The following is a 14,389-nucleotide window of genomic DNA, read 5'->3' on the forward strand; positions in this document are numbered from 1 at the left end:
GTCTATAAAATGAAGCAGGCAGGAAAAACAAATGGTATTTCCTGCCTGCTTTTTTCTGTAGTTTCTTTTCGTAAACTTTGTTGTTTTTAGACTGCATGTGAAAAATCTTAAGTGGATTGTGGCGGATAAACTTGACTCCTGCAGGAAATAGAGCGAAATGGAAGACCCCGCAGGCTCGCCGAGGAGGCTTCCACGCTCCCCGCGGAAAGCAAGTTCCTGGAGCGGAGAGGAACGGACAACATTTATAATCGAAAACAACAATTTTTATGAATCCAGACTTTCTGAACAACCTCTTTTTTATTTCTCTCTAAACAGACTATCCAGTCGATAAAAAGATTGACAAAAGCCTTTCCCATCATTTAATCTGAAAATGTTAGAAAATTATTACTATTTATTTACATAAAAATCAAGGGGTGAGCAGATTGTCCATTCAATCCGTTGAAAAAGAATTTTTAGAGTATCTTCAAAAAATGAAAAGCTATAATGAAGCGATTTCTCTCATGTTCTGGGATCTTAGAACGGGAGCTCCAAAGAAAGCGGTTGAGCAGCGTTCACAGGCAATTGGTGTCCTTTCTACAGAAGTTTTTCAAATGGCAACGTCTGATCAAATGAGATCATATATTGATCAAGTTTTACAGGCGAAAGAAGAAGTTTCAGAAATTGCCTATAAAGCAGCACTGGAGTGCGAGAAAGAATACAAGCTCAGCAAAGTGATACCGCAGGATGAATACAAAGAATACGTCATTCTTAAATCAAAAGCAGAATCGGTATGGGAGGAAGCAAAAGATCAATCTGATTTCAGCTTGTTTGCTCCATACTTAAAAAAGCTTGTTGAAACGAACAAAAAGTTCCTTAAATACTGGGGATATAAAGAAAACAAATACGATACTTTCCTCGATCAATATGAGCCAGGTGTATCGGTGGAAGTGCTTGACCGTGTATTTGGAGAACTCAGAGAACGCATTGTTCCGCTGGTAAAGAGGATTACAGAGTCTCCTAATCAGCCAGAAACCGGCTTTTTGTATGAGCCGATTTCAAAAGATAAGCAGCGTCAAATCTCTGAATTTTTCTTAAAAGAGCTTGGCTATGACTTTGAAGCTGGCCGATTGGATGAAACAGTTCATCCATTTGCCATCAGTTTAAACCGCGGGGATGTGAGGGTTACAACGAAGTATGCGGAGAAGGATTTCCGCACAGCTTTATTCGGCACCATTCATGAGTGCGGGCACGCCTTATATGAACAGAATATTTCTGAAGAGCTTGAAGGCACACTGCTGTGTGACGGAACTTCAATGGGAATTCATGAATCACAATCACTCTTCTATGAAAAATTCATAGGGAAAAATCCAGGTTTCTGGAATCGCTACTATGATTCATTGAAACAGCATGCAGGAGGTCAATTCGATGATGTCTCTTTAGAGGATTTTTATAGAGCCGTAAACGAATCTAAGCCTTCACTTATTCGAATAGAAGCAGATGAGCTGACCTATCCGCTTCATATTATGATCCGCTATGAAATTGAAAAAGGTTTATTTAATGACGAGATTGAAGTTGAAGATCTTCCGCGTATATGGAATGAGAAATACGAAGAATACTTAGGGATAACTCCTTCAAATGACGGAGAAGGCGTTCTTCAGGATGTGCACTGGTCTGGCGGAATGTTCGGCTATTTCCCTTCATACGCATTGGGATATATGTATGCAGCACAGTTTAAACATGCGATGCTGAAAGACCTTCCAAATTTTGATGAGCTTGTTGAAAATGGAGAATTCGTCACCATTAAAAACTGGCTTACAGAACACATCCATCAATATGGAAAAATGAAACAGCCGCTTGAAATTCTTCATGATGTGACAGGAGAAGGCCTGAATGCCAAATATTTAATCGAGCATCTTGAATCGAAATATGCGAAGCTTTACCAGCTGGAAGCTGCAAAATAAAATCAGTTAGACCGCACATTAATAGTTGTGCGGTCTTTTGTGCATAGAAAGTATAAGGTGAAGCCATTTCTTAAGTTTACAATGCATATTTTAACTTGTTTGAAAAAACGAATAATTTAAAACTTTTTCTGCTCTATTATTCGTTTTTTCTCTATAAAAACACTTCCCATTCGCTAAAATCCTTGTTATAATGCAACTAATCAAATAAACGAGCACTCATATAATCGCAGGGATAGGGCCTGCAAGTTTCTACCGGATGACCGTAAATCATCTGACTATGAGTGAGCAGTGTTGTTTTTATTCGAAAAAGTTCCTTATATGCATGGGGAATTTCTTTTCATTTTTTCCGGATATAGCGGCATTGTCTCACTCTATGTGAGGCAATGCCGTTTTTTGCATATTTGGAGGGATATAACATGAAGCAATTACAGGAAAAAATTAAAAATGAGGGAAAAGTTCTTTCAAACCAAGTATTGAAAGTGGATTCCTTCTTAAATCATCAGATTGATGCATTCTTGATGAGAGAAGTCGGGAAAGAATTTGCAGATCGATTTAAAAACGATGGCATTACAAAAATCGTGACACTTGAATCATCTGGAATTGCACCATCTGTTATGACTGCACTTGAGCTTAACGTTCCTGTAGTATTTGCACGCAAAAGAAAGTCACTGACACTTACAGATCAGCTGTTAACGGCATCTGTTTACTCTTTTACAAAACAAGAAGAAAATACGATTGCTGTATCGGGCGAGCATCTGAGTTCTGAAGACCGTGTTTTAGTCATTGATGATTTCCTTGCGAATGGACAAGCTGCACTTGGTCTTGCTGAAATAGTCAAGCAGGCAGGGGCATCGCTTGCAGGCATCGGAATCGTGATTGAAAAGTCCTTTCAAGAAGGCGGCAAAATCCTCCTCGAGAAAGGGTTCCGCGTAGAATCGCTTGCAAGAATAAAATCACTTGAAAATCATGAAGTTCAATTCCTTGAAGAAACGGAGGAGGCTGCGGTATGAAAAACGGTTCTTTCAAGGTTTTTTCATTAGGGATACAGCATGTTCTGGCGATGTATGCAGGTGCAATCATCGTGCCGCTTATCGTTGGGGGAGCACTGGGACTAAATGCAGAACAGCTAACCTATCTTGTTTCGGTTGATATCTTCATGTGCGGACTGGCGACTCTTCTCCAAGTATGGAAGAATAAATTTTTTGGTATCGGTTTGCCGGTCGTTTTGGGATGTACATTTACAGCAGTAGGACCGATGATTGCGATTGGAACAGAGTACGGTATATCTTCTATTTATGGAGCGATTCTTGCATCTGGGCTCTTTGTCATCTTAATTTCAACTGTTTTTGGCAAGCTTGCGAAATTTTTTCCCCCTGTCGTAACGGGTTCAGTAGTAACGATTATTGGAATCACTCTTATTCCTGTTGCGATGAACAATATGGCAGGAGGGCAGGGATCTCCTGATTTTGGTTCTATTTCAAATGTAGGACTTGCATTTGGTGTTTTGCTTTTCATTATTCTTCTTTATCGCTTTTTCACAGGGTTTATCCGCTCCATTTCCATTTTGATCGGTCTGCTTGCAGGAACAGCAGCTGCTGCATTTATGGGGAAAGTTGATATTCAGCCTGTATATGACGCAAGCTGGTTTCAAATTGGAAAACCTTTTTATTTCGGAACACCAACGTTTGAAATTGCACCGATATTAACGATGATTTTAGTGGCCATTGTCAGTATGGTTGAATCAACAGGTGTATATTATGCTTTAGGAGATCTTACAAAGCAGAAAATTACGAAAGATGATCTTGCGAAAGGATATCGTGCAGAGGGTGTGGCGTACTTATTGGGAGCGATTTTTAACGCTTTTCCATACACAGCTTACTCTCAAAATGTAGGATTAATTTCCCTTTCAGGCGTTAAATCAAAAAATGTGATTTACACAGCAGCCGGAATGTTAATGGTGCTTGGTCTTGTTCCAAAGATTGCGGCATTTACGACAATCATTCCGGAAGCCGTGCTTGGCGGGGCAATGGTAGCTATGTTCGGAATGGTAATCGCCTACGGAATTAAGATGCTCAGTCAAGTTGAATTTGCTTCACAGGAAAATCTGCTGATTATTGCTTGCTCCGTAGGAATGGGACTTGGTGTGACAGCTGTGCCTGATATGTTTGCCAATCTTCCTGAATCCGTTAAAATTCTGACGAACAATGGGATTGTAGCAGGAAGTTTAACCGCCATTTTCTTAAATATTCTTTTCAATGTAGTGAAAAAAGAAAAGAAGAGCGGGATCGTTTCATTAGAAGGAAACAGGCTTCTTAATACAAAGGGACCTCACTGAATCTGGTGAGGTCCTTTTCCATTTTTGAAGTAGAGCTTGAATTCTTGTTATTTTTATTGCTGTCATGTTAACATTCCCCTATCAACCTTATAGGAGGTGCAGAGGAAATGACGAATACGGTTCTATTAAACCAAACAGAATTAAAACCATACTCCTTCAAAAAGGAAACCGATGATAACGGTGCTGTAAAAATAACAATGGATTTTAAAGTTCATTCCAGCAACTATCATGCGATCACAACGCTTCTATATAACCAAACCTTTGAAGTGTACGTTCCGGGTGAAAACCTCTCATTTAAAGGAACCATCATCAATTATACGGCATCTCTTACAAATTTATATGAAGAAGGTGCTGTAGGCGATTTTCATCTGGAGCTGCTGGAGATACAATAAAAAAGCCCTAAAATCATTTTTAGGGCTTCCCTTTTAATCAATACATACTAAGTGCTTTTCTTGTATTAGGTCCGACGATTCCATCTGCCGTTAATTTCTTGCTTTTTTGGAACGTCCTTACCGCTTTATCTGTATTATTTCCAAAGATGCCATCAATGCCCTTTGTGCTGAAGCCCTTTGATGTTAACAGCTGCTGTAGCTGCTTCACTTCGCTTCCCCTGCTGCCTTTTTTTAGATTTTGCCCGGAAGATGCGGCAGGTTTAGACGGGACTGCTTTGCTTCCGCTGACTTTGTAGCCACTTGCAAGCGCAATTGAATCAAAGGTTTTGCCTGACGTGGTGATGATAACTGGTGTGTTCATTTTCACTTGGCCGTAGAGCCATTCAACTTCATTGTCAAACATGCGGATGCATCCGTCGCTGATGTATTGGCCAATTGAGTTTGGGTTATTATTGCCGTGAATGGCATAAGTAGTTCCCCAAGTGCCTCTGGCGTTGATGCCAAGCCAGCGATTGCCAAGCGGATTGCGCGGATCGCCGCCTGGTATGCCTTTCTTGTAATAAGGTCTGTTGACAATTTTGCTTACGATTTTAAACTTTCCTTCAGGCGTGTAAGAAGGCTGCCTGCCTGTAGCTACTCTGAATACACTTGTTAATTTGCTGTTTTGATAGTAGGCCAGCTGGTTTTTAGATTTGTTGATGATGATAAAATCACTTCCGGCTGCATAGCTTTTGCTGATTCCGGCGCCAAAAAACATGATCAGCGCCAAGGTGAAAATAATGAGTGTTTTTTTCATGTGCATCCCCTTTGATGTAAGAATAAAATGCAATTATTACATCATATGAGAATGCATCCTATATATTTCCAAGTGCTGAAAATTAATCTCTGGAGGTTAATTCAATGAAAAAGTGGGCTTTTGTATCAGATTTTGACGGAACCATCTCAAAGAAAGATTTTTATCATCATGTCATTGAACATTACTTTCCTGAGGGTGAAGTGCTTTATAAAAAATGGAAGGCCGGTCAAATGCTCGACATTGATTTTTTAGGTGATGTTTTCACCTCAATCAATGAAGAGGAAGAGAGTCTTATAAAATCAATTCTGACGCTGCCGATGGATGAGCATATTGGACAATTTATCAAGCTTGTTCAAAAAAATGGGGGAGATTTTTTCATTTTAAGTGCAGGTACAGATTATTATATCCGGCATATCCTGGATGAACTTGGGGCTAAAAATGTAGAAATTTTTTCGAATGAAGGAGTTTACCACAAGAAAAATATTCATTTAAAAATTGACCAAGAAGACTGGAAATACTCAGAGCGATACGGCATAGATAAATCGAAAGTGATTTTAAAGCTGAAGGAACAATACGAAACCGTATATTTCTTTGGAGACAGTGAACCTGACTCTCATCCAGCTGTTTATGCGGATCTTACTTTTGCAAAGGATGCGCTGTGCGGGCTGCTGGAAGAGAAAGGAATTAAGTATGTTGGCGTGAACAGCTTTAAGGAAGTTGAAGCCTATTTGCGTGATTCGGGCAGACTTATCCTTTGATAAAATAAGAGCCAGGCTGTATAATGTGTTACTTCTTGGGTCCCTGAGATATACTAAACCGAAGGAGCTGAACATCATGATTACTCAAGAGATCAAAACAGTATTTACAGCAAAGAACGGTGAACAGGTCACATTGCGACAGGTAAGAGAAGAGGATGCGGAGGACATCATTCAGGCCGTAAAAAGCATTATTGATTCCGGAACGTACATACAAAAAGAAAGGCCGCGGTCTATTCAGGAAGAAGCGGACTTTATTTCCGATATGAGAGAAAAAAACAACCTGTATTTAGGTGTTGAATTAAAAGGCAAAATTGTCGGTATAGCAAGAGTCATCCGCGGAGAACTTGAGATGAAAAAGCATACAGGGCTATTCCGGACGTGGCTTTCAGATTCTGCCCAAGGACTTGGCATCGGCAAGGAGCTGATGAACGCTACTCTTGAGTGGTGCAGATCGAACAATCTCCATAAACTCTGCTTAACCGTATTTGCATCAAACGAAATTGCACTGAAGCTGTATCAAAAGTATGGATTTGTTATTGAGGGAACACAGCGTGATCAGGCGATTCTAAACGGAAAGTTTGATGATGAAATTCATATGGCCTACTTTTTTAAGTCTAAGTGAGAACGCCTGGCTTTTAGGTTCAGGAGAATCCCATTTGCCATGCCTAATCATAAGGGTTTTCGCTTTTTCTTACATGAATTCCCATTTAATCTTTGCTGTTCAAACAGGATTTTAAGGTTATAATAAAAGAGCACAACAACAACTCCTTTAAAACGTTGCTTTTCCCATTTAACGGGAAGAGCTTTTTTTTGTTCACCTGATGTAGTACTACATAAAGCGGCGCCATAATGGAAAAAGTAACCTTATCAGGTGGAAAATGAGGTGTATTTATGGCGTATATTTTGTCTGTTGGTAAAAGCATACCGCCGAATCAAATGCCGCAGGACACTACGGTTGAATTCGCTAAAGAACTATTCTCAGGCTCCTTTAAAGATATTAATAGACTGCTTCCGGCATTTAAAAACGGAGACATTGAAAACAGGCAGTTTGTAAAAGATATGGGCTGGTATACTTCAGCTCATTCATTCGAAGACAAAAATAATACATATATTGAAGCTGCAGTAGAGCTTGGAACCAGTGCGATCGTCAACTGTTTAACTGCAAATCGCCTGTTAAAGAGAGACATTGGCTGTGAAGAGATTGATGCGATTTTTTTTATTTCAAGTACAGGCATTTCAACGCCAAGCATTGATGCGAAAATCATGAATCGATTGCCTTTTAAGGATTCAACAAAAAGGGTGCCCATCTGGGGCCTTGGCTGCGCAGGGGGAGCGTCCGGCTTATCAAGAGCACATGACTACTGCAAAGCCTATCCGAAGGCTAAAGTGATTGTCGTTTGCGTGGAACTGTGCAGCCTGACTTTTCAGCACGATGATTTATCGAAAAGCAATTTTATTGGTACATCCTTGTTTTCAGATGGTGTAGCATGCACATTGCTTGCAGGAGAAGAAGTTCAGGCAGAAGAGCTTTCCCTTCTTAAAACACTTCCAAAAACGCTTTCTACTCGTTCAACCTTTATGAAGGATTCTGAAGATGTCATGGGATGGGATATTAAAAATAATGGATTTTACGTCGTCTTCTCAAGAGATATTCCAAGCATTATTAAAAACTGGCTAAGACAGACGGTTGAAGATTTTCTGAAAGAAGAGCACATTCCCCTGCACCAAATTAAGCACTTCGTTGCCCATCCAGGCGGAAAGAAAGTTCTCGAAGCCTACCAAACAAGTCTTGGATTTGAAGAGGAACAGCTTCAGGTCTCTAAAAACGTCCTTAAAAACCATGGCAATATGTCATCCGCTACAGTTATGTATGTCATTGAAGAATATTTAAGCAGCGGGCTTGGTGAGGAGACGGATTTAGGCATCATTGCAGCCCTCGGGCCAGGATTTTGTTCAGAACTACTACTTGTAGAATGGGAGAAGGCTGGATGATCTTTTATCTTTTTCTCTTCATTATCATTGTTCAAAGAGTTTCTGAATTATTGATTGCCAGGAGAAACGAAGCACATATGAAAAGAATGGGGGGAGAAGAGCATGGCAGCAGGCATTATCCGCTGATTGTAGCCGTTCATCTGCTGTTTCTGCTGTCATTCACACTAGAGGTCATTCTCTTTAATAAAGAAATTTCCCCCCTGTGGATAATCATCCTGCCGATTATATTAATCACACAAATCGTCAGGTATTGGGCTGTTTTCAGCTTAGGGCCGTTTTGGAATACGAAAATCATGATTGTCCCGGATCTTGAAGTCGTTGCAAAAGGTCCCTACCGCTTTATGAGGCATCCCAATTATTTAGTTGTAGCTGTCGAAATTCTTTTTCTGCCGATTTTATTTCAAGCATATTTTACCGCGATTCTTTTTACGATTCTAAATGCAGCGATTTTATCCATCAGGATACCGGCGGAAGAAAAAGCGCTGATGGAGCATACAGATTATAAGAAGGCATTTCTTGCTAAAAAAAGGTTTATACCCGGGAAGGAGGAATCTTAAGGATTGACTCTTTATGGTAGGGGAAATGCTGGCTGGTTCAGCGTCTGATATATGGAGTATTAGCATGGGAAATCAGATTTTTAACTAAATACCTAGTCTGATTAGTCGGTTGCGCTTTTCTTGGTGTCCAGCTCCACCTCCCAACTCCTCGGCCAGAACGTCTCATCCAGCAAAGGCAAAAAGCGCCTTCACTGGCTGAGCCTTATCTGTCTGTCGGAGCTAAACGGTCGGTTGCGCTTTTCTTGGTGTCCAGCTCCACCTCCCAACTCCTCGGCCAGAACGTCTCATCCAGCAAAGGCAAAAAGCGCCTTTTCAGCCGGATCCTTATCTGTCTGTCGGGTCTAACCAGTCGGTTCCGCTTTTCTTATTGAAAATGATTTTCATTCGTGCTACACTGATTTTAAGAATCATTCTCAGCGAAAAGGTTGTGTGAGACAATGACAATGTTATTATTATTAGGAACCGTCTTAGGCTACAGCTCGTTAATTGGTTACGTACTTAAAAAAGTAAATACTGCTTCTTAAATACATTCGCTGCCTCTTTGGCAGTTTTTTTTTATGTGGAATGATAGTTCGATCGGCCTCTGTAAACCATTATCGAAATTTTGAGCAGTGCAGTAAAAAAAGCCCATAAAGATTCCGGAAGCAAGGTAATTCGGGTGACTGATGAAAATTGAGATTCCCTTTCCGAGCACTCCTGCAATACTGGATAAAAATCTTCCGGCAATACGGAAAGAGAGCTTTAAGATTTGAGTAATTATTAATATTGCAGGTACAGCTATTGCTGCATCCAAAAAGAGAAAATAAATGGCTCATTCAGCTGTTTCAGAATACACCTGCCAAGTTTCACGGCAGACCTGAGCTGAATGAGCAGATGACGAAAGAGTTAAATCAGTTATTATAAGATAAGGCTCTTTTTGTATAGTTTGTTGCTCCAAGGGTGAATGTGAAAAATCAAAGCGAAAAGAGCCAATAAATTAAACCGAACTGATCACGATTGCTGCTTTTAAGCCGTCATTTTTTTTAGTGCAATCAAATCAATTGACAAAGAATATAATATTCGATATTATTATCTCGAATTGAAGATATTCAATTTAAAGATTCATAATTTATTGTTTTAATCTTATAATTTTAAACAATAATAAAATGTCTCTAATTTTAAACAAGGAAAGGTGAAATGACAAAATGGCAAAAGTTTTATACATCACTGCACATCCGCACGATGATACTGCATCATTCAGTATGGCAGCAGGAAAAGCATTCTTGGATACTTACAAGGAATTAAATTCAAATGACGAGGTCGTTCATATCGATCTTTATAAAGAGAACATCCCTCATATCGATGCAGACGTATTCAGCGGCTGGGGAAAACTTCAGACTGGCAAAGGATTTGAAGAGCTATCTGCAGAAGAAAAAGCAAAAGTAGGGCGCCTATCTGAGCTGAGCGAACAATTTGTTTCAGCTGACAAATATGTTTTCGTAACTCCTCTTTGGAATTTCTCATTCCCTCCAGTTATGAAAGCATATCTAGACTCTGTAGCTGTAGCAGGCAAAACGTTTAAATACACAGAACAAGGACCTGTCGGTTTGTTGACAGATAAAAAAGCTCTTCACATTCAAGCACGCGGCGGCATCTATTCAACTGGCCCAGCAGCTGAAATGGAAATGGGACACCGTTACCTTGGTGTAATGATGAACTTCTTCGGCGTTCCAGCATTCGAAGGTTTATTCATTGAAGGTCATGCGGCAATGCCTGACAAAGCTCAGGAAATCAAAGAAGATGGAATTTCCCGCGCTAAAGATTTAGCTCATACGTTTTAATGGAACAAGATCTCCTGTTCAAGGGGATCTTTTTTTATTTGTATAACTAAATACCTTTTCAGAAAGTTTTTCCATCATAATCGTCCCAGCAGGACTTTTTTATATTAAAATAAAATAATACATAAACAAAAAAGGAGACAGGTATCATCTATGAACGGAACATCACACATGGCTATAGGTGCCGGAACAGGATTTATTATCGCCAATACAGCAGGCGCTGACTTTCAGACAACCTTGCTGTTATCAGGTCTGGGCGGTTTGACAGCGTTAATGCCTGATTTTGATATTGACGGTAAATTGAGCAACAAAATTACGTTCTCTCATCAATTTTTCCGCACAGTCGCACAGATTGTCGGTTTTTTGATGATCATGTACAGCTTTTTTCAAGGAAGAGGCAATGAAATTTGGATAGGCATGGGGACTGGAACGGGAATTATTGTCCTCTCAGCTTTTATCAGGCAAAGGCATATGCTGACGATGACTGGCATCGGAGTTGCAGCAGGGGGATTTTCCCTTCAGGAAATCTGGATCTTTCTTCTTGGAGCATTCATTGTTGCTGCATCTTTCGTTCCTCATCGAAGCTACACTCACTCACTTGCGGGCCTCGCTTTTTTCGCCGTGATCGCGTTTCAATTTGAACAGGCAACCGGAGTCAATCACTCATTTATTGTCAGTACAGCGGGATACGCAAGCCATTTGATTGCTGATATGAAAATTCTCCCGTTTAACAGGAGGGGGGTTAAATACTTCCTGCCTATTTCTTCGAAAGAATTTTAAGAGCAAGATTTTCACGAAACGTTTCTCCAAAGGAGGACGTTTTTATTATAATAAATGGTATAATTTAGAATATTGCAATGATTCACAAGGAGGAGAAATCATGGATTCCGTCATCGATTATTATACTGGTTTTGCTGAAAGAGAATGGACCCGTCTGGACCGTGAACCGCTTGAATATATAATCAATTACCATTACATAAAACAGTATCTTCCTGAAAAAGCACACATTCTCGATAATGGGGCAGGCCCTGGAAAATATTCAATGGCGCTTGCTGCAGAAGGATACGACATTACGTTGTCCGATCTGACTCCTAAGCTTGTTGCCCTGGCTGAAAAGAAAGCTAAGGAGCTTGGTTTAACAGATCAGTTTCATGGTTTTCACCATCTTGATGCAGCGGATCTTTGTCTCTTTCAAGATGAAATGTTTGACGCTGCGCTGATGATGGGACCGCTGTATCATTTGCAGAAAGAGAAAGCTCGGATAAAGGCAGTTCAAGAATTATACAGAGTGACAAAGAAAGGCGGCATTGTATTTGCTGCTTTCAGATCAAGAGCCCATCATATGTATGCTTCCTTACAGTCGCCAGATCTTTGGAAGCCAAATGATTCGATTGGTTCAATCCAGTCTTTTTTAGTGAATGGAACGTTTGATCACCAGGAAAAAGGGCGCTTTACAGGCGCTTATTTTTATCGTGTGGAGGAAATTGCTCCCTTCATGGAGGCATACGGATTTCAAACGGCTGCATTAATTGGGTCAACGGCTATTGGTGCAGCACTGAACGAGAACTCCTGGAACTTGTGGAAGGGAAAAGGAGACCAGGAGTTCAGTAAGCTTATTGAGCTATTAATTGAAACAGCAAAGGACCCGTCCTTACTTGGCATTTCCTCACATTTGCTTTATATAGGAAAAAAAGGATAAGTCAAAAACCGGATTTTCAGCTGCTAGGAAGCAAATGCGGTCAGTAAGACCGCAATCCCGTTAAATAGGCCATGAATAATTATTGCAGGTATCACAGAATTTGTTTTTTCATAGGTCCATGCAAAGATCAATCCTGATAAAAAATTGACCGGCAGCGTGTTGTAGGTTGGGATATGCGCTAGGGTGAAAAGAGAGCTGCTGATCATATTGCCTGGGAAAATACCCAATCTGTTTCTCACAAAGCGATATATAAAGCCGCGGTAAAAAAGTTCTTCATAGATCGGAGACACCACACTTGCCGACAGCAGGCCAATCAGCAATGTGAGCGGAGAAATGCTTTGCTGTATACTTTCTGTTTTTGCATTTTCATAGGTTCCTCCCATTAAAGACATGAAAATCATAATGAAAGTGCTTAAAACGATCAGCGCTAAAGTCCACAGAAGAATTTGTTTCCAGTATCCTCTTTCAAAAGAAACAAGGCCAATCTCTTTAAAAGAAAGAGCATGAGGCTTTATGGAAATATAGTACAGACTTAAGGTAAATAAAATAGACATGAAAAATCCAATTAACGTACCTGAATAGAAAGTATCCTTAAAAAATGCTTCAAATAGATTGTAAAGATACGTTTCAATGAGCAAAGGAACGGCAACGAAAGCAATGAACAGTAAAAGGAAGAAGTCTTTCATTTCCCAAGAATCCCGCTGTTTGATGCAAGAAATACTTTGCATGTAAATCCCCCATTTCTAATGTTAACTTGATCATAAAAGATGACGCTGCGTCACCTGCAAGAACTTTTTTTAAAAGGAGGCATGAAAGTGAAATCTTTTACAACCGGTCAGCTTTCCAAGATGCTGAATATCAGTGTCCGCACCCTGAGGTACTACGATCAAATCGGCTTGATCGAGCCGAGCATAAAGGATCAGAGCGGACGGAGGCTGTATACAGAAGCAGATCTATTGCTCCTTGAAAAAGCAGTACTCTTGAAATCTTTAGCGCTTCCGCTGGATCAAATCAAAATCCTGCTGAAAGAGCTGAATACAGTTGAAATTGTTTTAAAACATAAACACCACTTAGAAGCACAGCTTGAAAAACTATCAGCCCAGCTTAAAAAAACAACTGGATTGCTCACAATCAATGAGCTGGACGACGGTTTAAGCTGGGAGCGTGTTCTGCCGCTTGCCAGGAGTGCACATGAACAGACTTTTCACTGGAAAGACTCTTTCAATAATGGGGAAATAGAAGCGATGTCTTTACTGCCTAAAGCTGAGCAGGAGGATTTCATAACAAAACAATGGATTTCCATACTAAAGAGGGCACGGCTTCATCAGCAGAATGAAATCAGCCCGGATTCTGAAGAGGGACAACTGCTAGCACAAGATATCACAAGGCTGTCAGATTTAACGTTTCGAGGAGACGCTGAACTTATGGAGAAATTTTGGGATGTGCGAAAGCAAGATCCTGATGGGAAGACCGGATTGTATCCAGTCGAAGAAGAAGTCCTCCATTATATTGATACACTTTTAGAAAATGAAAAAAGGTGACATGAGCCACCTTTAGTTATTGATTTAGCTAGGCTGAATAATAATTTCATCATGATCGACACTGCTGATGCCGTCTGTAAAAATCAGCCGTGTTATAAATTTGTAGGATACTCGGTGGTCAGATGGCTGAAGGGAAGATGGAAGCTTAAAAGAGAAGCCCATCACTTTCTTTTCCTGCGCCGTAATCACAGCTGATGAGTAAATGGTGTTCGTATGAATCACTCTTTCCCGGTCATCATTTGAAGTAGTCAGCACCAGATCTGATTCCACACGTTTTAATCGCTGTTCGGCCACTCCGCCGTTAATGATATATTCACCTTTGATCATATCGCCGCTGCAGTATGTATCACCCTTTAAAACAAGATCAATTTTTGCCGAGCCGACTCCAAATTTGCACAATACCTTACCAAACAACAAGAAAATGCCCACCTTTCAGCTAGTGAAAAAACCATTTATAATTAATTATTATACGGGTCATGTAATAAAAAAGTTTCAGAATTCAGAAGAACCATTCATACATTCTATAATATGATGGGAAAAAAGCAAAAAATCAAGTAAAATA

The 14,389-nt window shown here is 40.2% G+C and carries 15 protein-coding genes, 1 pseudogene and 1 riboswitch; of the genes and pseudogenes, 13 read left to right on the forward strand and 3 right to left on the reverse strand.

Annotated features, from left to right (window positions below; translation table 11 throughout):
- The first annotated feature begins 470 nt into the window (after positions 1 to 470).
- From GJU41_RS17520 to GJU41_RS17535, 4 genes are all read left to right on the forward strand, one after another.
- Positions 471 to 1,940, forward strand: coding sequence for a carboxypeptidase M32 (locus tag GJU41_RS17520; protein ID WP_070876321.1), 1,470 nt, complete (start codon positions 471 to 473; stop codon positions 1,938 to 1,940).
- 196 nt (positions 1,941 to 2,136) lie between these two features.
- Positions 2,137 to 2,238, forward strand: a riboswitch (purine riboswitch).
- Between the two features lie 118 nt (positions 2,239 to 2,356).
- Positions 2,357 to 2,950: a xanthine phosphoribosyltransferase gene (locus tag GJU41_RS17525; RefSeq protein WP_070876291.1), complete on the forward strand. Its 594-nt coding sequence runs from the start codon at positions 2,357 to 2,359 to the stop codon at positions 2,948 to 2,950.
- Positions 2,947 to 4,275: a nucleobase:cation symporter-2 family protein gene (locus GJU41_RS17530; RefSeq protein ID WP_154319173.1), complete on the forward strand. Its 1,329-nt coding sequence runs from the start codon at positions 2,947 to 2,949 to the stop codon at positions 4,273 to 4,275. The genes GJU41_RS17525 and GJU41_RS17530 overlap by 4 nt, the downstream gene beginning before the upstream one ends.
- Before the next feature lie 107 nt (positions 4,276 to 4,382).
- Positions 4,383 to 4,667: a DUF3219 family protein gene (locus GJU41_RS17535; protein ID WP_070876287.1), complete on the forward strand. Its 285-nt coding sequence runs from the start codon at positions 4,383 to 4,385 to the stop codon at positions 4,665 to 4,667.
- A 37-nt stretch (positions 4,668 to 4,704) separates the two neighbouring features.
- Here GJU41_RS17535 and GJU41_RS17540 read toward each other — a convergent pair whose 3' ends face one another.
- Positions 4,705 to 5,463 (reverse strand): L,D-transpeptidase family protein, encoded by a 759-nt coding sequence (locus GJU41_RS17540; protein WP_070876286.1) that lies wholly within the window; start codon positions 5,461 to 5,463, stop codon positions 4,705 to 4,707.
- 104 nt (positions 5,464 to 5,567) lie between these two features.
- On the opposite strand from GJU41_RS17540, the gene GJU41_RS17545 reads away from it, so the two are divergent.
- From GJU41_RS17545 to GJU41_RS17580, 8 genes and pseudogenes are all read left to right on the forward strand, one after another.
- Positions 5,568 to 6,221, forward strand: coding sequence for an MtnX-like HAD-IB family phosphatase (locus tag GJU41_RS17545; RefSeq protein ID WP_070876284.1), 654 nt, complete (start codon positions 5,568 to 5,570; stop codon positions 6,219 to 6,221).
- A 76-nt stretch (positions 6,222 to 6,297) separates the two neighbouring features.
- Complete coding sequence (locus GJU41_RS17550; RefSeq protein ID WP_070876282.1) at positions 6,298 to 6,843, forward strand: GNAT family N-acetyltransferase; 546 nt, start codon at positions 6,298 to 6,300, stop codon at positions 6,841 to 6,843.
- Between the two features lie 269 nt (positions 6,844 to 7,112).
- Entirely contained in the window at positions 7,113 to 8,213 is a 1,101-nt protein-coding gene (locus tag GJU41_RS17555; protein WP_070876280.1) for a type III polyketide synthase, read from the forward strand.
- Positions 8,213 to 8,770, forward strand: a complete 558-nt coding sequence (locus tag GJU41_RS17560; protein ID WP_175443506.1) for an isoprenylcysteine carboxyl methyltransferase family protein — start codon at positions 8,213 to 8,215, stop codon at positions 8,768 to 8,770. Before GJU41_RS17555 ends, GJU41_RS17560 begins: the two co-directional genes overlap by 1 nt.
- Before the next feature lie 798 nt (positions 8,771 to 9,568).
- Positions 9,569 to 9,673 (forward strand): annotated as a pseudogene (locus tag GJU41_RS25280) (SgcJ/EcaC family oxidoreductase); the annotation flags it as partial.
- 281 nt (positions 9,674 to 9,954) lie between these two features.
- Positions 9,955 to 10,590 carry an FMN-dependent NADH-azoreductase gene (locus GJU41_RS17570; RefSeq protein ID WP_070877850.1) on the forward strand — a complete coding sequence of 212 codons (636 nt, stop codon included), beginning with the start codon at positions 9,955 to 9,957 and terminating at the stop codon, positions 10,588 to 10,590.
- 150 nt (positions 10,591 to 10,740) lie between these two features.
- Positions 10,741 to 11,367 (forward strand): metal-dependent hydrolase, encoded by a 627-nt coding sequence (locus tag GJU41_RS17575; protein ID WP_154319174.1) that lies wholly within the window; start codon positions 10,741 to 10,743, stop codon positions 11,365 to 11,367.
- A 100-nt stretch (positions 11,368 to 11,467) separates the two neighbouring features.
- On the forward strand, positions 11,468 to 12,286 hold the full coding sequence (locus GJU41_RS17580) for a class I SAM-dependent methyltransferase (RefSeq protein WP_070877852.1): 819 nt from the start codon (positions 11,468 to 11,470) through the stop codon (positions 12,284 to 12,286).
- Positions 12,287 to 12,309: 23 nt separating this feature from the next.
- On the opposite strand, the gene GJU41_RS17585 is transcribed toward GJU41_RS17580, so the two are convergent.
- Positions 12,310 to 13,014: a CPBP family intramembrane glutamic endopeptidase gene (locus GJU41_RS17585; RefSeq protein WP_154319175.1), complete on the reverse strand. Its 705-nt coding sequence runs from the start codon at positions 13,012 to 13,014 to the stop codon at positions 12,310 to 12,312.
- A gap of 87 nt (positions 13,015 to 13,101) precedes the next feature.
- On the opposite strand from GJU41_RS17585, the gene GJU41_RS17590 reads away from it, so the two are divergent.
- On the forward strand, positions 13,102 to 13,827 hold the full coding sequence (locus GJU41_RS17590; RefSeq protein WP_170292823.1) for a MerR family transcriptional regulator: 726 nt from the start codon (positions 13,102 to 13,104) through the stop codon (positions 13,825 to 13,827).
- 24 nt (positions 13,828 to 13,851) lie between these two features.
- Here GJU41_RS17590 and GJU41_RS17595 read toward each other — a convergent pair whose 3' ends face one another.
- Entirely contained in the window at positions 13,852 to 14,244 is a 393-nt protein-coding gene (locus tag GJU41_RS17595) for a sporulation protein (RefSeq protein ID WP_154319177.1), read from the reverse strand.
- Between the last annotated feature and the right edge of the window lie 145 nt (positions 14,245 to 14,389).

This window comes from Metabacillus idriensis, assembly GCF_009674765.1.
Lineage (GTDB): Bacteria > Bacillota > Bacilli > Bacillales > Bacillaceae > Bacillus_P > Bacillus_P idriensis.

Bases quoted from the DNA above. Each gene is read 5' to 3' on its own strand.
- GJU41_RS17520 (WP_070876321.1), top strand. From the start codon at position 471: ATGAAAAGCTATAATGAAGCGATTTCTCTCATGTTCTGGGATCTTAGA.
- GJU41_RS17525 (WP_070876291.1), top strand. From the start codon at position 2,357: ATGAAGCAATTACAGGAAAAAATTAAAAATGAGGGAAAAGTTCTTTCA.
- GJU41_RS17530 (WP_154319173.1), top strand. From the start codon at position 2,947: ATGAAAAACGGTTCTTTCAAGGTTTTTTCATTAGGGATACAGCATGTT.
- GJU41_RS17535 (WP_070876287.1), top strand. From the start codon at position 4,383: ATGACGAATACGGTTCTATTAAACCAAACAGAATTAAAACCATACTCC.
- GJU41_RS17540 (WP_070876286.1), bottom strand. From the start codon at position 5,463: ATGAAAAAAACACTCATTATTTTCACCTTGGCGCTGATCATGTTTTTT.
- GJU41_RS17545 (WP_070876284.1), top strand. From the start codon at position 5,568: ATGAAAAAGTGGGCTTTTGTATCAGATTTTGACGGAACCATCTCAAAG.
- GJU41_RS17550 (WP_070876282.1), top strand. From the start codon at position 6,298: ATGATTACTCAAGAGATCAAAACAGTATTTACAGCAAAGAACGGTGAA.
- GJU41_RS17555 (WP_070876280.1), top strand. From the start codon at position 7,113: ATGGCGTATATTTTGTCTGTTGGTAAAAGCATACCGCCGAATCAAATG.
- GJU41_RS17570 (WP_070877850.1), top strand. From the start codon at position 9,955: ATGGCAAAAGTTTTATACATCACTGCACATCCGCACGATGATACTGCA.
- GJU41_RS17575 (WP_154319174.1), top strand. From the start codon at position 10,741: ATGAACGGAACATCACACATGGCTATAGGTGCCGGAACAGGATTTATT.
- GJU41_RS17580 (WP_070877852.1), top strand. From the start codon at position 11,468: ATGGATTCCGTCATCGATTATTATACTGGTTTTGCTGAAAGAGAATGG.
- GJU41_RS17585 (WP_154319175.1), bottom strand. From the start codon at position 13,014: ATGCAAAGTATTTCTTGCATCAAACAGCGGGATTCTTGGGAAATGAAA.